Raw genomic sequence first — 18,363 nt, 5'->3', positions numbered from 1 at the left:
CAACGCCCTTCACTGCGCCAAACCTTCGTCCGTCGCTTAGAAGAGCAGTTGTACAGCTACGTACGACGGTCGACGGAAGTTGATGCACGCGCAGAGTCGCCACCGTGATCCGTGTAGTTTTGGCTCATATCGACATGACCCACCACGCGCTCAGACATCGCAGCTGGTTTGCCGGCTGATGAGGACGTGCCTAGCGCTTCGGTTCCCAAAGCTCGATCTTGTTGCCTTCGGGATCCAGAATCCACGCGAAGCGGCCATTTGGGTCGTTGTCGTCGCGCTTCAGAATGACGACGCCTTTTGCGCGCAACCGTGCGAGCAAGGCATCCATGTCGTCAACTGCGTAGTTGATCATGAACGCACTGGTCGATGGCGCGAAGTAACTCGTCGAGGCAGGGAATGCATTCCAGGCCAGCACCGCAGGGTGCTTGGGTGCGTCGTAGCGTAGCGCCGCACCGCCCCAGGCTTCTATCGGCAGTCCAAGCACGTCGCGATACCACGCGGCCAGCGCCTTCGGATCCTTCGCCTTGAAAAACACGCCGCCGACGCCAGTGACGTGTCCGGCCGCCGCGGCCGGCGCGGCTTCAGCCGGCTTGGCCATCAAGAGAAATCCAAGGCATAGCACCAGGATCGACCTCACTAGCATTTGCTCGCTCCTTTGCAATTGACGTGGCCCGTGGTGACGCGCCGGCTCTATATAAGTCGGTGTGACGAGCCGGGATATAGAGCAATGGGTGTAGATAGCATCGAATCCGTGCGCGAAGTACGGTCGCGGCGGGCCTTCCAGCATGGCGAAAAGCGACTGCAGATCTCCCTCCACCAGAATCGGTTGATGCGCGGCAGGTCGAACCGGATGAATGATATCTAAATCACGGTCCCTTGCCGATGCACCTTCGCGCATGCTCGGAGGGAATCACTCTATAGCAGTGCGCATCTCCGCCGTCCGACCGAGCGTTGGGCGGCACATCGACGTACCCCTCACCCGGACCACACTCACAGGGGCGTGGAGAGGCCCTGGTGTCCCCGACTGAAACAGGAGACAACCATGAGCGTGAATATTCGAAGGATGACCCGCCTATCCGCGATCGGACTCGCGTATCTATTTCTTTACACCATCAATATTGCGCAAGCGACGGCTGCGCAAGACGCTTTCCTGCCGCCCAGCATTACATCTTCGACGATCCCGGCCAACGGCGACTTGAACCCCTACGGCGTGGCATTCGTGCCCGTGAACTTCCCGCAGGGCGGATCCATCGCGCCCGGCGACGTGCTGGTGTCAAATTTCAACAACATCAACAACCTCCAGGGCACTGGCACAACGATCATCAAATTGACGCCCACGGGTGACTTGGCACCAGGTGTCGCAGCGGGCACTCCTGGTAACGCCACGACGTTTTTCCAAAGCCACTATCCTGGTCTGACGACCGCACTGGGCGTACTTAGTCGCGGCTTCGTCATCGTTGGAAACGTGCCTACGTCGGACGGCACGATAAACACGATTTCGCAAGGAGCGCTCCAAGTCATCGACAGCCATGGCCACCTGGTGACTACGCTGTCCAATAGCACGTACCTGGATAGCCCGTGGGATCTGGCCATCAACGACCAAGGCAATCGCGCACAAATTTTTGTCTCCAACGTGCTCAGCGGGACCGTGTCGCGACTGGATGTCAGTATTGGCAGCTCGGGCTTCGTGGTCACCAAAAAAGTACAGATTGCCATGGGTTATTCCCATCAACCGAACTCGGCAGCACTAGTTTTGGGGCCAACGGGGCTGGCTTATGACGGCGCCTCTGACACGCTGTTCGTCGCGTCTACCGCGGACAATGCGATCTTCGCCATACCCAACGCAGGAGAGCGCAACACGGCCGTGAACAAAGGCCACGTTGTCTTTGTGGATCCCCATTTGCGCGGCCCCCTGGCTTTGACATTTGCTCCGAACGGGCATCTGCTGACTGCCAACGGTGATGCGGTCAACGCCGATCCTCTGCATCCGAGTGAAATCGTGGAGTTCACGCGCACCGGCCACTACGTCGGAGAAGTCAATGTCGACGCTTCACAAGGCGGCGCATTCGGCGTGGCTACGGTACTGGCGCCTAAGAACGCGGCGTTCAACTACGCGGCCATCGACGATGTCCCCAACGACCTCGTCGTGACTCTCGTCCCGACCACCGAGCAGTAGCAGTAACTGTTTCAGTGCCGCCGCGTCCGGACGTCAGGTCGGGTGCGGCGGCCGGCTCTTTGGAGGCCTAGGCTCCGCTGGGGTACTTCAGCAGCAACGCCTTGAAGCGTGGATCGTCGCGTAGCGGATCCCATACCGGGTCGATCCGGAGCAATCCGCTCGTCAGGATGCCGCCAGCAGGCATGGACAGCACTCGTCCGATCAGGTCGATGGCCTGCTCGGGCTGGCCGACCCGCACATAGAGCTGCGCCTGGTGCGCGAGCATGTCCGCTCCGGTGAGGGCGTCCGCCGTGATCGGCATCAAGGCGACGGCACGCTCGCCTTCGGCGACGGCCTCGGCTTTTCGCCCGAGTCCGGCATAGGCATATCCCAGGGTGAGATGCAGGTCCGCGTCGTCCGGCCGCTCGCCAAGGGCGGCGTGCGCACGCGCCTCCACCTCGGCATACGCCGCTGTCGCTTTGGCCGTGTCTCCCGCCGCTTCCAAAGCCCATGCCAGGAATAGGCGTCGGGGCAAAACGACGTTGTCCGCGTCGTCCCAGTTCTCTGCCTTGTTCGCCTCGACCAACTTGATGACCCCGGCATAGTCGTGCGCCAGCGAGCGCTCGAAATAGATGGCCATGACATTGCCGGCGTAGGCATCACTGCCCGGCGCAATCGCCGCCAGCGCGGCGCGTAGCGGTGCCGGATCGCCCTTCCACATCAGCTCATTGAAGGCCAGCGACATACGTTCGCCAATGGGATTCTGACTTACGGCCAGGGCAGCGGAATAGGCCCGCGCGGCATCGGCGTAACGACGCATGCTCTGGTAAGTCACGCCGAGTTGGTTGAACGCAAACTCACTATGCGGATCAAGTTCGGTGGCCGTGTGAAACAGCGCCACCGCCTCATCCCAACGCCCCTGGCGCCGGGCGATCGAGGCGATCAGGAGCTCAACCGTGGCACTGTTGGGCAACGCCTGCCGGGCCAGCTCCAACTGGGTGGTGGCAGCGGCATAGTCCCGATGCCCCCAATAGTCATACAGGCCCAGCGCGTAATGGGCCTGGCCCAGATTCGGCTGCAGCGCCAGGGCGCGATCGACGGCGGTCTTCGCCTCCACCAGTCGCGCGTTCGTGCGATCGGGCCCAAAGAAATAGATCTGCATGTGGGCGCGCGCCAGCGCGGCGGCCGCCAGCGCGAACTCCGGATCCTTGGCCAAGGCCTGTTCATACAACGGGATCGCCAAGCGCAACTCGGACGATGACAGCGTGGGATCATCGTAGGCGCGGTTGGCGTGTGCGCCGGCTCGCAGGTACAGATCGTAGGCTTCGGCGTTCAAGGTCGGCGCCCTGTCGATACGCGCGGTCTCGGCAGATGTCAGCCGTACCTTCAGCGCCTCCGCTACGTTCTGCGCGACCTCGCCTTCCACGTTAAAGACATTCTCCAGCGTGCGCGTATAGGCTTTCGCCCAAAGATGGTTGCCGCTGTTCGCGTCGATCAACTGCACATTGATGAGCACTTGATTGCCGACCTTCTGAACCGTGCCCTCCAGCAGCGTCGCCACATCCAATTGTTTCGCTATGGTCTTCACGTCCTCCGGATGGCTCGGGTACTTCTCGGTCGAGGTGCGGGAGATCACCTTGAGCCCGCCGATACCCACCAACTCGGTCAGGATCATGTCCTGCATGCCGCTGGCGAAATACGCGTTGCCCTGGTCGGTACTGAGACTCTCGAACGGCAGCACCGCGATGGACTTGAGATCCGCCACCGGCGCCGTGTCCGCAGGGTGACGTGCGAACAGGTGACGGCCGAGCAGTACGGCTGCCACTACGAACAGCCCCGTCAAGAAGGCAACGAGGCGCTTTTTTAGCCGAGGCGGCTGGACCGGCCGCGAGGGCGCTGCCGAACTCGCCGCCGTGGCGACGGGTGGCGCGGCGACCGTGCTGGTGAGTACCGGTTCGAACTCAGGCTCGGTGACCGGAAAGGCCCCATCCGTCACCAACTCCTCACGCGACCTGGCGGATCGCACCTCGGCATCAAGGCGAAAACCGACGCCATGCACGGTATGCAGATAGTGGCTTTCGTCGCCGCTCTCGCCGAGCGCATGACGCAACATCGCGATGACGCGACTTAGCACGCCAGGCGTGACGTGCGTATGCCCCCACACCTCGTCGAGAATCTCGTCACGGCTCAAGACGCGACCGGGTTCGCGCGCCAACAGGACGAGTACGGCGAATGCCTTGCGCTCAAGCCCGACCTCCTCGCCGTTGACAAACAAGCGATGGCCCAGGGTGTCGATCTCTATCGCACCGAACGCAATCCACGCAGCAGAGGCGGACTCTGCAGCCATTTGTTCGACCTCCATCGCCACTCCCGGTCCTATTCAGGTTACACCAAGTCAGTTGCGAGCCTCGGCATGGCCCAAGTGTGAATTCCGTTATCGACTGAACAGCATGCCCGTGCCATCGGCAGCAGGCGCCGCTCGTACCTACTTTTACGCTGATTTTGTGAACGTCGGACGTGTCTGCCGTCATGGGTCAAGGCGGACTTTTCCAGCACGCCGACCGCCGGCTCCATCAGCGCTGCTGTGCCTACCTGCTCGGCGCGGCGGTGCCGTCGGACCACTTGCCGGCAGGCATCATGAACACGTTTATCGGCTCAGGTGAGCCATGAAATTGTGGGTTCAACATGACCGGGGAGCCTGCCTGATCAGCACCCCAATCCACGTTGGTGGCCGTATAAAACATCAGATGTGGAATCCAGTGACCCGCCTGGTCGTCCAGATACCCTTGCTTGGACATCATGTAAGACATGGCTCCAGACTCCGGCGGCGGCAGTTGCCTGGCGGCGAGCGCGGCCTCGATGCCCTTTTGGATGTCCTCCCTGGATTGCCCGGCCAGCACCAGGGCCGTTCTTTTATACGTCATGGGTAGGATCGACCTGGCTGCCTCTGGATTGAAACAGATAGGTCCACGTAATTTGGGATTCCAAAACTGGGGAGCATCGAAGGGCGACATCCAGCCTCGCTCGACGACGCACACAAAGCCGTTCTTGCCTTCGACGGCTGTTACATAGCCATGCGGTGCGAGAACCAGGACGGTGGCACGGTCGGAAATCGCCGCAGGCGCAGCGCTTCGCGCCAACGCTATTTCCGCGGCACGGTCAGTCATCAGGTATTGGGAAAGCGACGCCATGCGGGGATAACTTGGGCGCGGTTGTTGCGTCGCGGCGACTGCGCTCACAGCCCAGGTAGCGAGCATGCATATCGTGACCAGACAGCTGAAATGATGGACTTTTCTGTTCATCTGCTTGCTCCCTCAGGCCGTTCCCATGCAAGGTGCTTGAGGCACGCTCTGCCCGTTGGGCCTGACTGTGCGTCTGGCCCAACAGAAAGCCTCTCATCTGAACGACGAACCTGGCACGGGCAAATCGACATCCGCCGCTCCGCTATGCCGACGTCTCATGGGGGGATGCGAAGAATCGCGGCGGGCTGACTGATTTCTGCCCCGTTGGAAGCACTGACGTCGGTTCCTCGGGGCTGCAATGACTGCCCCGCAAACAAATGCGCCCGACCGTCACTTGCCGGGCGTCTCGCTATTAGGCGCGTCTATACAGTCAACGCCCAAGGTAAGCCGCGCGTGGCACGCGCGACCCCTTGAATGCCGAGTGAGGCAAGTGCTTCAGGTGCAAGCAGATGGCGGGCGCTGACTCAAGGCGCTAAGACCTCAAACCATTCGTGAATACTGTATTTGCCCACGACGCCGTTCAGCACGAACGGATCGCCCGCAATGAATTCATCGGCAGCCTCACGCGAGGTGAAGATCCCCACCGCGCCGAGCGGTGGCGCGCCATACGGCCCTGCCATGAGGAGTGAGCCTCCCGTGTGAAACTCTCTTAGCCGACTTTGGTGGCCAGGGAGATTCGCTTGCACTTTAGATAGACCGTCAGGAGCCAGCTCGTAGAACATAAGAAACTTCATTCGCTTCTCCATGTTGTCTAACAGGCAAAGATCGGCCGACACACCTAATAGACGCACGTGCGAGTAGGGCTGAAGGTGCCTTCAATACCGGCTCCATCAGCCCTGCCCCTTCAGCTAGCAGGCGGCAAAACCGTGAAGCGGTTGCACAGGAATGTGGTTCCCGAGGCATTCTTTGTCTTGGCATAGGTACTTTCGCGAATCGTTAGAACTTCGCCTTGAACGCAACGCTGATCCTCATGGAGGAGGTCGGCGAAACTACCCGCGCGCGGTGGGGTATCACCCTCCGCCCGCTTTTCTTCCCCGTAGCCAAGCCAATAACTGACCCAGTCAGCGGGCTTCTTGGTTGTGTTTGTGGCCGACTTTCCAGCCGCGAAACCAAGTTCATAGCTCTCGTGATCGATGGGTTTGAACTGAAGCGCGTCGACCGGCAAAGCGCTCTTCTGCGGATCCGGATTTCTGTCTGGACGCGCGCTCGAACTGTAGCTTCGCTGCACTAGAAAGCCCACGACGACGATGAGCCCAACCGATACCAATACCAAGCCTTTCGATTTCATGAAGTCCACCCTCTTTGTTGGAAGACCATTTCGAATCGACGAGTGTGTAGTTGCGCAAGCCAAGCATCTGTCCACTTTGGGGTGTGGACAGGGCATCTAGGTCCAAGAGACGTCGACGAAGTCGACCTCCATTCCCGGTACCAAGGCAACCTCGTTGATCCCCCCGGCATGGATCACGGCCTCGGAAGCGGAGGTTTGATTGCCTTGCGCGATTTCCGGCCAGTGCCGTGTGGCGAGATCAATGGCCTTTGAAAGCGCCGAGCCTGAGTCGCAGGCGGAGACGACGCCATAAAGCTCGAAGCTGGCAGTTCCTTCGGGACGCGGAAATCCCTGCCCGACGGCCAAGCCTGACCAAAGCCCCATATCCCCCCCTTGTCCCCGTGTCCGCCCGCCAAAAGAGCAGACAACGCCTAGAGTCCCCGGTGCGCAGTATGGCAACTCTTCAAGCCGTCGGGGAGTATCGCCCTGTCCAAGCCGCCAAATGGCCGTCCGTTGACCTCATGGAATCGCGGCAAGGGCATGGGGCAGAGGTTGCCCCTGACGTTTCGGGGCATCTTTGGGGACAAGGTCCGACCTCAGCCAAGGCTTCCCCAGGGGATAGCCGGGAAGGCAATCCAGAGGCGCTTTCGCTTCGTACACAGCGCCCCTAACCAAAGCGTGTTTGCCCCCCTTGCGCTTGTCTGCCATGGGTCGGCAACGACTCTTCCCGCATGTGTCAGTGACGGAATGTGTTCTTGCGTGTGCGCTTGGCGGCGTACATTGCAGCATCGGCCTCGGAAAGCAACGCTTCAGGATCGCGCCATTCCGGTGCTGCGACGATGACACCAATGCTCGGCCCGCCATAGTCGATCGTCAGATCTTTCAAATGGAATCGGCCGGTAGTGGCGACCTCAAGTCGGGTTCGCAGCGCATGGACCGCGCCAGTCGCATCAGCACGGGACGAGGTGGCGAGCACCACGAATTCGTCGCCACCAAGACGGGCGGCAAAGTCACCTGCGCGAAGTGCGCCCTGAAGTCGGCCACCAATGGCAACCAGAAAGCGATCACCCGTGTCATGTCCGTACTTGTCATTGATCGCCTTGAACTGGTCAAGGTCAATGAAGGCCACCACAAGCGCCTGCTGGTCGGGTACTAGCGACGCGAGGCGGTGATTCATCTCATCCATCAGTGCACGTCGATTGGGCAGCTGGGTCGTGGTGTCCACGAGCGCACTGATCGCCAGCACGTCATTCGCCTGTCGCAACGCCTGCACCAGTCGTTCGCGCTCGACCTGCTGGGCGATCAATCGTGAAAACATCTGCAGGACCTGCTCGGCGCCCTCGGCCAACGGCTGGCGCTCCCCGCTGGCAGCACAAAGCGTGCCGTAGAGCGTGCCGTCATCCGTGCGTACGGCGGTGCTCGCATAGGTCGCAATTCCGAGTGCCCGTGCCGGCGCGGAATCCGCCCAACAATGGGCGACGTCATCGGTATAGGGCAGGCCCTCCTCCAGGGCACGCTTGCACAAGGTGCCCTCCCACGGCACGGACAATCCCTCGGGAATCTCGAGCCGGCGCGTGTTGCGCGCAAACAGGATGTATTGAAAGCCCGCTTCCTGATCGATCGTGGTCAGGTAGGTGGATTCAAGTCCAGTCACGGTCTGGAGCAGTTCCAGCAGCGGCCGCACCAACTCTTCGAGAGTGCGCGCATGAGTCACCGAATCTGCCAGCCTGCCCATGAAGGCGGCGGCAGGAGCGTTTAGCTGTGGCGTTTGCATAATCACAAGGGTTTTCGGCTGGAATGGAAATGGATGAAGACGGCCATCGAGGCGAGTTGTCCCATTTCAGCTTGCAGCGACGAATGTTGCAACGCGGGGATGCACGCCGGCGAGCGCATGCCGGCTGAGAGGCGGGCAAAGCTGCGCAGGCACTTCCCTCCAAATCGCCCATCGACCAGGCCCCCATCGACCGGGCAGGTCCCCGGCCTGGCGCTTTGTGTCATGATTTCTCGAGGTGGCATGAGTGGCGCGTCTCCAGGGCGCCAGCGAAGTTCCAACAGCCATGAACACTGCTGGGGCCGGGTCGGTGGGCCTGTGCTCCGGCAAGGGGGTCGAGCATGCTGCTGCGGATCAACCTGATACTGCTTGTCGCATTCGCGCTTGGCATGGTCGCGATCTCCCTGGTCGTGACATCGACGCTGCAGGACAACGCGACGCGCGAGGTGCTCGCCCAGGCCGGCTTGATGTTGGATAGCGCTGCGGCGATTCGCTCCTACACCGAGACTGAGATCGGGCCGTTACTCGACGACAAGATGGTCAGCGCGTTCCGCCCGCAGAGCGTGCCGTTCTATGCCGCGACGCAGAATTTCCTCACGCTGCACAAAGAGCACCCCGACTACTCCTACAAGGAAGCCACGCTCAACCCGACCAATCCACGCGACCGCGCGACGGACTGGGAGGCCGACATCGTGCAGCGCTTCCGCAACGACAGCAGCAGCAGGGAAGTGAGCGGAACACGCGACACCCCGATGGGCAAAACCCTTTACCTGGCACGCCCGATCCGCGTCGATGCCGGCTGCCTGGGTTGTCACAGCCTGCCTTCGGCGGCACCGGCAACGATGCTCGCACGCTATGGGAGCGACAATGGTTTTGGCTGGCAGCCCAACGAGGTCGTCGGCGCGCAAGTCATCTCGGTGCCGTTGGCCAGTGCCGAGTCGAACGCCGGACGCGTCCGCCGCGACGTGCTGACCGCCATCGCGGCGATGCTTGTCAGCGTACTGGTGGTCGTCAACGTCTCGCTCTATATGTTGGTCATCCGCCCGGTGCGCCGGATTGCACGGATAGCCGACCAGGTGAGCCTCGGTGATACCGCCGCCGCGGAGTTCCCACGTGGCGGAGGGCCTGAGGTGGCGGCGTTGTCGGCCGCCTTTAACCGCATGCGCAAGAGCCTGGACAAGGCGCTGCAGATGCTGGGGATGCTCTGATGTATTCCGCGAGGGTGCCATGGCACACGACCTGTTCGTCAGCTATTCGCAGCCGGATCGGGAGGCTGCATTCGCGCTCGTGCAGCGCCTGGAAGCGCGCGGCATCAGCGTATGGATCGCGCCGCGCGACGTATCCCCGGCAGCCGACTGGGCGGCTGAAATCATCGATGCGATTTCCAGTGCGCGGCTGATGGTGCTGGTTTTCTCCGGCAGCAGCAACGACTCGGGCCAAGTGCGGCGCGAAGTGGAACGGGCTGTGCACAAGCAGTTGCCGATCCTGCCGTTTCGGATCGAGGATGTGCTGCCATCGAAGAGCCTGGAGTACTTCCTCAGTGCACAACACTGGATGGATGCGTTCCCGCCACCACTCGAACCGCACATCACTCGCCTGTGCGATTACCTCGATACAGCCCTCGGCGGGTACACCGCCCACGACATCCCCGCCGCACATCGGCCATCGCAGGACACCGGGCCGGGCGATAGCGTCCATGCGGCCGGCGGCGTCGATGCGGCCCACCTGCGCCTGCTAGAGGTTGAACTCGCCAAGCGCATCGGGCCCGTGGCCGGACACCTGGTACGTCGGGCCACGCAGGGCGGCGGCGACCTGGATACCCTTGCGCGGCGCCTCGCACCGGAAATTGACGGCGAGCAGGAACGACGAATTTTCCTTGAAGCCTGCTGGCGGATCGGCAAGGGCAAATAGACGACGGGTGGCTACCCACGACCAACGAAAGCCCGCAACGCCGTGTGTGGGCATGAGCCTGTCTCAGGCGCATCGCGAGTTAACTACAAACAGGCACCAGCTCATGCAAGGGCCTCAACGAAGCGGCCTGCATCGCTGCGCATGGCAAACGCGCGTCACCACGTGGCTCCGTCACTTGCTGCCGGCTTCTGGTGCGCGCGTTCGGTAGAGAAGCAGATGATCGGTGCCCGATGCGGACAGCCAGACCTCCCCGCGGCGTCCCATCATCTGACGGACGTTTGAGTTTGGGCGCGGCAGCGTCAATACATCGAATCGCTCAGTTCGGGGGTCGAAGCGCACCAGCGCGTTGGCGCTCCATTCACTCAGCCAGACGATGTCCTGGTCGTCGACGAAGATCGCGTACGCGTGCGGATCGTGTCCGGGCAATGGCCATTCACGCCATTGATGCGTAGCCGGATTGAACATGCCGACTTTTCCTGCGGTCCACTCGCTGACCCAGACGCGCCCTTTCGAGTCGGACCATATACGGCGTGCGCCCTGGTTGGGAGTCGGCGGATCGATGACCTGCGCTGTGCCGCTTGCGGGGTCGATGTGGCCGATATAGCTGCCAGCCAGTGACGCGTAGTAGAGGCTTCCGTCGGGGGTCACGCAGATGCCATAGGGCCCGCGTCCGCGCGGCGCATCAAAAACGCGCATCCTGCTGCTCACCGGATCGAGTTCGCCGTAGATACCGTTTTGCCCGGTAAACCACAGGTGCCCCCGTTTGTCGAAGACGGCTGTGTTGAGATTGGCGTTCGACCGCTCCTTTGGCAGCGGGAAACGCGTGACGGCGAGTGTGCTGGGGTCGACTCGCACGATCGCGTTCTGGCCGCCGTCAGTAATCCAGGCAGCCTGATCCGGACCGACGATGACGCCGTGTGGCGCCGAGGCGTTGCCAAGCGGAACCCAGTCGACCTTGCCACTGCGCGGGTCCAGCCGCCCGACTGCACCCCGCGCCTGTGCGGTGTACCACACAGTACCGTCAGGTGCAGGCGCGACGTCGTGCGGAGCGCTGCCGGCGGGGACGGCGAACGATGCGAAGGTTTGAGGTTGCACCTGTGCCGAACCCGGCGCGGGCAGGCCACTCAACAGGGCCACCGCTAAAAACGGTACCCGCCAGGATTCGAGCATCCTGTGTACCGCCGTGACAACGTTGGCTCTGGCGATTTTCAGCACGGCCACCTCCCTTCTCTCGGGACAAGTTTCCAAGCCTGCAGGCCGCTTTATCTTGGCACTTATTTGCACCATGAGATGGGCTTGGCGAACACCGTGACTAGCGGTGGTGGCTTTTGTCCCGACAAGGCGGCCGAGCAGCATAGGGCCTGGAAATCAGCTAATCAGGCCTTCCGCTCCCCATGAGCTTCGGATCCCAGCCCGCACGCTCAGCTGAGGCATTGAAGGCAGATCGGAAAAACGACAGCAGAACACCATCAGGGTCTTTCGATTTGGGCAGCTCGTCATCATCGAAGATGAACTCGCCCATGGCGGGATCCCAGCGCGCGCTTGAAGGGCTGATTCTTTCGTCTTCGATTCCCGCAGGCTGCGGATAGCTAAAAGAATAGAACGCCGGCCTGGGGTAAGCGGTATTGCCAGTCCACCATCCCATCTCGATGAGCCTTGCCGACAGCCTGCAGACCCATGTGGAGCAAATACCGGGTGCCGGCAACATCCGGGTAGGAAAGAAGGGGCCATGGGTCGAGAAGGATATCGCTCCGGACAGGCATGGCAGCGTCCTCATCTGCAGGTGCGAGAAGTCGATTTGAACGTTACGGAGAAGAATCGCCGAGCGCAGTTATTGCACAGCTCCACCCGATGGACAGCCACGGCACCTTACGGCTCTCCACCTTGCTCTTGCCAATCCTTGAACCTCGCACACATCTCCTGTGTCCAGCGTGGCTCACCGCTCGACGCTGGCGGCATATGACCACTGGACACCGATTCATAGATGGCTTTCGCGTTCCGGAACACGCTGTCGCGGTCACTGAGGTCCATGCTCTTTTTCATATGGTCAACGTCCATGCTGGTGAACATGGGGCGAATATCACGGGCAAAGCTGAGAGTGATTGGCGCTGGCATTTTTCATCTCCAGAATCGAGTAAAAGGCCGTAGCTCGAAGCGAAGGAAGCCCATGGATACCCATGACTTCTCCGCCATCTCATTCGCGCTGGGATTCCAGCACTTCAGCACGCCAGGAACCAGCACTGGCCAAGGTCCGCCATGGTTCGAATGCTGACATCCGTCAGCTTGCTCGACATCACGCGCGATCGCAATGTTATCGCTCCGCCGAAGGTCGGCATGTCGGCATGTCGGCGGGCGAATGCCTTCGGGTATACCGTGCACTTGTGCCTATCCCTGCACATCGAGCCTGGGCCGCCGCTCTCCAACGTCGCCAACAGAGACGATGGAATGCGTTGCATGTCTCCCATTGAGAATCCACCGCGACAGCTTTGATACAGCCCCGCCATCGCGGCCAACTAGGTGGCCGCCGTGACAGGGTCACTGAAAACGGGGCGGAATACCTATATCGGGTCGAAAGCCGATATTCACCCAAACATCGTAATATGTTTTGGTATCGCTTGACCCCTCCATTACCCCTGCCGTATCGCTTGCCCCGTGCGCGGTCAATGGTCAGCGAAGCCGACTACAAATGGAGATCCCGAATGGTCGACTTGATCCTCACCACCTTCGATTGGGTTCCCGAGACGCCGCGAGGCTATGTTCGTGACCTACGTGTGCGTTGGGCACTGGAAGAAGGCGGGCTGCCTTATCGGGTCGAGAGCGTGCCATTTGCCGCCCGGAATGCTGAGCACTTCGCGCACCAACCTTTCGGCCAAGTGCCCTGGTTGACCGATGGAGACATCTCGATCTTCGAGAGCGGTGCGATCCTGCTTCATTTGGGCAATCGTAGTGATGCGCTGATGCCTGCCGACTCGCGCGGTCGCAGCCTGGCTATCGAATGGCTATTCGCGGCGCTCAATTCAGTTGAGATGGCGAGCCTGCCCTGGTCCATCTTTGCGTTCTCTGGTTACGCCCGTGAAACGCTGGAATGGAAGCGTTTGGATGACTTCCTCAAGGCCCGGCTCAAGCATCTGGAGCCGGTCTTGGCGGGGCGCGAGTGGCTGGCCGGAACCTTCTCTGTCGCCGACATAGGCATGGTGGATGTGCTTCGCCTTGTCGATCGGTTCGACGGATTGGCGGCACATCCCGCTTGTCGTGACTATGTCGCGCGCGCCACGGCCCGCCCGTCTTTCGTGAAGGCACACTCAGACCAGTTGGCGCATTTTGCTGCAGCAGACCTAAGCAAAGCCGACGTCAAAAGCTGACTGTCCCGGTTCCTCCAACTCAAGCCGGGTGTCATTTAGCGCTGCCCGGCCTTAGCTGGGCCGTTGTCGCTCGCAGTCGAGCGTATCGCCGATGATCAGCTTGCCATCCCGCTCCACTTCCCAATCGACCCGGAGGTGGTTCTGCGGCATTCGGGTGTAAATGAAACGCTGTGAGGGTTTCACCTCGGGCGCGGAGGTCCAAGCCAGTCGATTGTCGCGCCAACCCTCCGTCACGAAAATTCGCGTGCCGCCAAGGCTGTCGAGAACGACCGCGTTATAGCGCCCCGATTTGGCGTCGTAGCGCCATGCTTCCATTGCGTGGTACGCAGCAGGAGGCGACGTGTCGTCGTGATGTTTGACCAAAGCGTTCCCGGCCAAATCGCTTTCGAAGCGAAGGATGGAGTCGATGCTCTTGCCGCTGGCGGGAAATACGCCATGGCACGTCCATTGCCCCGGCAGATCGGCAAACTCACGAAACGGTTCATCGGCTGCGGCGAAGGCACTGCCGGCGAACAGGCACAAACCGCAACCCATGGTAATCAGGCGCATGGCACCGCCCCTCTGTGGCTATGTCCAGCCTAAGGCCGCCCTCAAGACAAAATAAATCGGTCAGAAGTCATCGGATGTCGTGTAGTGGACTGCCACTGGGGCACGCCGACATCCAGCCCCTGGGATCCCCGGAGCAATGCCATGGGAAGCTGCGGCAATGTTGGGTATCCGTGGCCAAGGACCCTTCCCGGGATCACGCCCGCGTTACGGCCGGAGATGTTCAAGCCCAGCCCGAGTGTGCGAGACGGCCGAGGGCCCATCTCTACTTTTTGGCACAACTCAGCTTGGCGCGGAGGGAGTGCAAACCACGCGCCTACTTTTTTTCATGGGGCTTATGAAGAGTTGGAGATGTGCAGCGCCAATGCGCGGCCGCCCGGACTTTCTACGAGCTGTTCGACCCCTCACTGGAGCCGGAACGCTGAGCGCCTGAAACCAATCAAAGCCGACCTGCAGGAAGTGGCGAACTAACTGCGCGCAGCGCGGCGGTCACGCTTTCAGCGATCGGTTTCATCGCCGCTCTGGTGCCCTGTCTTTCCATCGTGAATTCTGAACCGGCGCTCGACGAGCGCCGGTTCAGTCTGCTCACTTACTTAGTGCTTGGTGATCGCCACCGCTGGGCCATTGATAGGCGCTACCGCCTTGACACCCTGCACGCGATTCTTCTGCACGACATAGCCATCCGGGATGGTGTAGACGTTGCCCTGGCCATCCGCGACGTGCTGCGAGATGAAAGAACCGCCGAGGCCCTGCCAGACATAGGCGTCGCCCTTGGCGTTGGTCCACAGGATATCCGCCAGACCATCGCCATCGAAGTCTTCGATGGAAGCGATGCTGTAGCCGCTCGCTACGTTACGGACCTCGCGGTCAACCACAGTCGTGCCGTTCATGATCCACCAACCTACCTGGTTCGTGGATGCGTTGGACCAGATCAGGTCGGTATTGCCGCTACCGACGATCTCGCCAACGCCTTCCAGGGTCCAGCCAGCCGTGAACGTACCACCATAGGTCTTGGTGAAATTGCCGGTACCGTCGTTGATCCAGTAGTAGATGTCGTTCTTCGGACCCGTCCACACGATGTCGACGTAACCATCGCCGTTCAAATCAGCCAGGCGTGGCGTGTAGCCGCTTGCCGCGGCCATGGTGCCGTCGACCGTACGAGTGCAATTCATGTCCCAAAGCTTGCCAAAAAAGATGCTACCGGAGCAGTTGATCGTCCAGAAGCCGAGCTGGCCACTGGCATCATTACGCCAGATTTCCTTGGACACGCCACTGCTGTCGACGACACCCGAACCCACCAGCGTCCACCCTGCCGGGTAGTTCGGGAGGTTGAAGGTCACTTCTCCCCAGCTGTAGACAAAGAGCGACGGGGTGTTGGTGGTCGGGTTATCGGTTTCCATCACGGTCTGGCCCACCAGGACGCCGCCGTTAAACAGGTCGATGGGAACCGACTTCACCTGGTCGCCAGGATGGAACACTCTGTTGAACGATTCGTTATCGGTAATCGTTCCGCCATTCATGAGCAGCATGGACGCGTCGCCCGTGCTGGTCTTGATCAACAGGATGGTGCTATGCCCATCGAGTGGCACGGCTTCTTCGCCGGGGGCGATCGGAGCATTGCCGCTTACGTTCCCGAAACCGACGAGATCCCATGTGCGCGGAATATTGCGACGTGCATCCATTGCGGCAACGGCATTCGCCAGCTTCTGCACATTGACCGAGCCCAGGCCGGTGGCGTAGTCGTAACCCGCGCCAGCCTTCCATGCTGGATCGAGGGAGTCCGCACCGCCGTTGCTTACCACGCCGAAGAAGTCCTGACCCTTGGTAAAGCAATCCGCGGTACCCGCAACGCAAGGCACGTCATTGTCGCCTACTGTCACGTCGTGGAAGATGCAGTTAGCGTTGGCGCTGTTGGTACTGCAGGGGGGCGCGGGCGAAGCAACACTGCCGTATTGCTTGCGGGCCAGGTCATACAACATCGGCCCAATGTTGCCATGCGTCGTGCCGGCGTTCTGGTTGATCAATGCCTGGATGCCCGCCATGGTCGGCGCGGCGAAGGAGGTGCCGCCCGCGCTGTTGAAGATTGTCGCCACGGGATCGAGGTAATTGCAGTTGGTGCCGCCTTCCGAGGCATCCGACATGCAAAAGATCAACGCATGGCCATAGAGGCCGTTGGCGGCGAATAGCGAGACGTCAGGAAGACTGCGCGAGGTGGTCTGCGGCATACCCGCTACACCGGTCTGCCAGGGTGGCTGCGCCCAAAGATAGCTCGGGCCGCCACTGCCACCCGCCGTGGTGAGGAAGTTGAAGCCGTTCGACGAGTTGCACGACGTCACGGGATCGGAATAGCCCAGCAACGGATAGAGCTTGCTACTGGCGCAAGAGTCGTTCCAGGGTTGCTCTGGAATGTAGCTCAGTGCACTTGCCCCAAGCGCACCATTACCTGGCGCCCAATACTTGCTCTGGTTCTTCAGGTCGTCGAAGTCGGTACCGCCGACCGATACGTTATAAGTCGAGCTACCCAGGCCATTGACCGCAATGCCGAAGGTAGACGCGGACAAGTTCTGATCGCAGCCGGCCGAGCCGGCATCGGCGGAGGACACGAATACGGTGACACCTTCGGCCGCGGCCATCTCCCACAGGTTGATGGCTTCATTGGTGTCGCCTACCGCGGCGCTGACAAGCTCGCATTCGCCGTAGCTCAGGCTCAGGATCGCCGGTGGCGTGGGCTGCAACAACAAATTTTGCGCGGCGATGAAGGCACCGAATTCGCTACCGCTATCTGCGCAAGAGGCCAGTACCACGTTGGCATCGGGAGCAGCTGCACCGGCCCACTCGGAATCGAGAGCCGCTTCGCCTTCATCCGGACCGGTCCCAGGGTCCGCACAACTGGTATCGCCGGCAAATGCCAGCGGGTGAAGCTGCGAGAACACACCCTTGGCGTCGGAGGGCATGAAGGTCGAACGGAACGTCGCGACGTCGGCATTGAGCACGTCGGTATGCTCGAGCACGGCCACCGTCTGCCCGGCGCCGCGGATGGGCGTGCTTTGCTTCCACAACGGATTGACGTTGTAGATGGTGTTCAAGTCGGCCGGAACGACGTCGTAGAAGACGTTGCCGTTAATGGAGAAATTGAAGTTCGAGGATACGCCACCGACGGGTTCCCACTGGCCCTTGGCATTGCGCTTGACCGGCTGGGACTTCGTAACCAATGGCTTGGGGAAGAAGTTGCTCAACGACGCCACGCCGGCGACGACTGGCGTCAGGGCGCTGGGCACGTGCTGTTCCGTGGCGTTGGCGTAGTACAGCTTGCCATCGGCGGTGTATTGATGGATCTGGGTATGGAAGGCCGTCTGGACTGCGCCAACCGAGCCGGAGAAGCGGATCATGGTCTTGCTGGGCGACACCCACTTGACCGCAAGGCCCTGCGAAGACAACCACTTCTTGACGGTCTCCATGTCCTTGTCATTGGGCCCGAACATCTGCCCAAGCTGGCTTGGAGTCAGCCACTGGTGGTAGTTCGGCGACGCTGGATTGTTCAGCGAGCCCAGATAGCCCTCGAGCTGCTTCTGTTTATTGGCGCTACGCTTCAGGATCAGCGTCATCGCCGGTATTTCGTCCGTCGACCGCTTGGCGCCGGAGTCGGTGCTGGTCAGCACATGCAGCGGAACCGTTCCCTTCAGGGTGGTTGAGCCCCCGTTGGCAATTTTTGATGCATCGATGCGCGGTGCTTCAGCATCGCCATTCGCCTGCGCGTGAACGCCGGCTGCCAAAAAGGCAGCCGCCATGACGCTGACCCTTAAGGGCCAAGTCGATCTTTTATTCATTGTTCCACCCCTTCTTTGCGAAATGGTAAGAGAGTTCTTTCGCCCTTCTGTATCCACACTTGCACGTCTACCCGCCAGCTCCCCGCTGCCAGGCATTCGACTTTGCTACGCCGCCGCTTTGCTTCAATGCACGCTAACCAGCGCGTTCAACATTTGCGTTTAAAGCCAGAAACCATCGCGATTTCTGTTGTGCAACGACAGGTCAGGTAACCATGGCGAATGGCGAATGATGTGGCGCCTCGCGACGTCTACTTCCGACATGCCTCTCTTTGAATCGCCTGG

At 60.9% G+C, this 18,363-nt stretch carries 16 protein-coding genes; 4 read left to right on the top strand and 12 right to left on the bottom strand.

The genetic code is table 11. The features are described 5' to 3' along the window. Nucleotides 1–190 precede the first annotated feature (190 nt). Nucleotides 191–898: a VOC family protein gene (locus OUZ30_RS01565; protein WP_266180403.1), complete on the bottom strand. Its 708-nt coding sequence runs from the start codon at nt 896–898 to the stop codon at nt 191–193. Between the two features lie 144 nt (nt 899–1,042). Here OUZ30_RS01565 and OUZ30_RS01560 point away from each other — a divergent pair, with 144 nt between their 5' ends. Next, nucleotides 1,043–2,176 carry an NHL repeat-containing protein gene (locus OUZ30_RS01560; RefSeq protein ID WP_266180402.1) on the top strand — a complete coding sequence of 378 codons (1,134 nt, stop codon included), beginning with the start codon at nt 1,043–1,045 and terminating at the stop codon, nt 2,174–2,176. Nucleotides 2,177–2,243: 67 nt separating this feature from the next. On the opposite strand, the gene OUZ30_RS01555 is transcribed toward OUZ30_RS01560, so the two are convergent. The 6 genes from OUZ30_RS01555 to OUZ30_RS01530 form a co-directional block, all read right to left on the bottom strand. Next, nucleotides 2,244–4,502: a winged helix-turn-helix domain-containing protein gene (locus OUZ30_RS01555; protein ID WP_266180401.1), complete on the bottom strand. Its 2,259-nt coding sequence runs from the start codon at nt 4,500–4,502 to the stop codon at nt 2,244–2,246. A 241-nt stretch (nt 4,503–4,743) separates the two neighbouring features. Beyond that, nucleotides 4,744–5,457 carry a hypothetical protein gene (locus OUZ30_RS01550; RefSeq protein WP_266180400.1) on the bottom strand — a complete coding sequence of 238 codons (714 nt, stop codon included), beginning with the start codon at nt 5,455–5,457 and terminating at the stop codon, nt 4,744–4,746. 404 nt (nt 5,458–5,861) lie between these two features. After that, entirely contained in the window at nt 5,862–6,131 is a 270-nt protein-coding gene (locus OUZ30_RS01545; RefSeq protein ID WP_266180399.1) for a YciI family protein, read from the bottom strand. Nucleotides 6,132–6,241: 110 nt separating this feature from the next. Continuing rightward, nucleotides 6,242–6,685: a hypothetical protein gene (locus OUZ30_RS01540; protein ID WP_266180398.1), complete on the bottom strand. Its 444-nt coding sequence runs from the start codon at nt 6,683–6,685 to the stop codon at nt 6,242–6,244. A gap of 96 nt (nt 6,686–6,781) precedes the next feature. Next, nucleotides 6,782–7,048, bottom strand: coding sequence for a hypothetical protein (locus tag OUZ30_RS01535; protein WP_266180397.1), 267 nt, complete (start codon nt 7,046–7,048; stop codon nt 6,782–6,784). A 352-nt stretch (nt 7,049–7,400) separates the two neighbouring features. Further along, on the bottom strand, nt 7,401–8,399 hold the full coding sequence (locus OUZ30_RS01530) for a GGDEF domain-containing protein (RefSeq protein ID WP_266180396.1): 999 nt from the start codon (nt 8,397–8,399) through the stop codon (nt 7,401–7,403). 377 nt (nt 8,400–8,776) lie between these two features. On the opposite strand from OUZ30_RS01530, the gene OUZ30_RS01525 reads away from it, so the two are divergent. Continuing rightward, the gene (locus tag OUZ30_RS01525) at nt 8,777–9,643 is read left to right on the top strand and encodes a c-type heme family protein (RefSeq protein ID WP_266180395.1); all 867 of its coding nucleotides are present in this window, start codon (nt 8,777–8,779) and stop codon (nt 9,641–9,643) included. Between the two features lie 19 nt (nt 9,644–9,662). Then, the gene (locus OUZ30_RS01520; protein ID WP_266180394.1) at nt 9,663–10,346 is read left to right on the top strand and encodes a toll/interleukin-1 receptor domain-containing protein; all 684 of its coding nucleotides are present in this window, start codon (nt 9,663–9,665) and stop codon (nt 10,344–10,346) included. Nucleotides 10,347–10,517: 171 nt separating this feature from the next. On the opposite strand, the gene OUZ30_RS01515 is transcribed toward OUZ30_RS01520, so the two are convergent. The 3 genes from OUZ30_RS01515 to OUZ30_RS01505 form a co-directional block, all read right to left on the bottom strand. Then, nucleotides 10,518–11,561 (bottom strand): Vgb family protein, encoded by a 1,044-nt coding sequence (locus tag OUZ30_RS01515; RefSeq protein WP_266180393.1) that lies wholly within the window; start codon nt 11,559–11,561, stop codon nt 10,518–10,520. A gap of 157 nt (nt 11,562–11,718) precedes the next feature. Continuing rightward, a complete protein-coding gene (locus OUZ30_RS01510; RefSeq protein ID WP_266183073.1) occupies nt 11,719–12,054 on the bottom strand; it encodes a DUF5996 family protein in 336 nt (111 codons plus the stop codon). Between the two features lie 161 nt (nt 12,055–12,215). Further along, nucleotides 12,216–12,461 (bottom strand): hypothetical protein, encoded by a 246-nt coding sequence (locus OUZ30_RS01505; protein WP_266180392.1) that lies wholly within the window; start codon nt 12,459–12,461, stop codon nt 12,216–12,218. 584 nt (nt 12,462–13,045) lie between these two features. Here OUZ30_RS01505 and OUZ30_RS01500 point away from each other — a divergent pair. Continuing rightward, a complete protein-coding gene (locus OUZ30_RS01500; RefSeq protein ID WP_266180391.1) occupies nt 13,046–13,708 on the top strand; it encodes a glutathione S-transferase family protein in 663 nt (220 codons plus the stop codon). Between the two features lie 51 nt (nt 13,709–13,759). On the opposite strand, the gene OUZ30_RS01495 is transcribed toward OUZ30_RS01500, so the two are convergent. Both OUZ30_RS01495 and OUZ30_RS01490 read right to left on the bottom strand, forming a co-directional pair. Further along, nucleotides 13,760–14,257 carry a hypothetical protein gene (locus tag OUZ30_RS01495; protein ID WP_266180390.1) on the bottom strand — a complete coding sequence of 166 codons (498 nt, stop codon included), beginning with the start codon at nt 14,255–14,257 and terminating at the stop codon, nt 13,760–13,762. Nucleotides 14,258–14,847: 590 nt separating this feature from the next. Then, nucleotides 14,848–18,042, bottom strand: coding sequence for a protease pro-enzyme activation domain-containing protein (locus OUZ30_RS01490; protein ID WP_266180389.1), 3,195 nt, complete (start codon nt 18,040–18,042; stop codon nt 14,848–14,850). Between the last annotated feature and the right edge of the window lie 321 nt (nt 18,043–18,363).

The sequence above is a fragment of the Dyella humicola genome, assembly GCF_026283945.1.
GTDB classification, from domain to species: Bacteria; Pseudomonadota; Gammaproteobacteria; order Xanthomonadales; family Rhodanobacteraceae; genus Dyella; species Dyella humicola.
The sequence above is the reverse complement of the archived record's forward strand: the minus strand, read 5'-3'. Positions and strand labels throughout refer to the sequence as shown.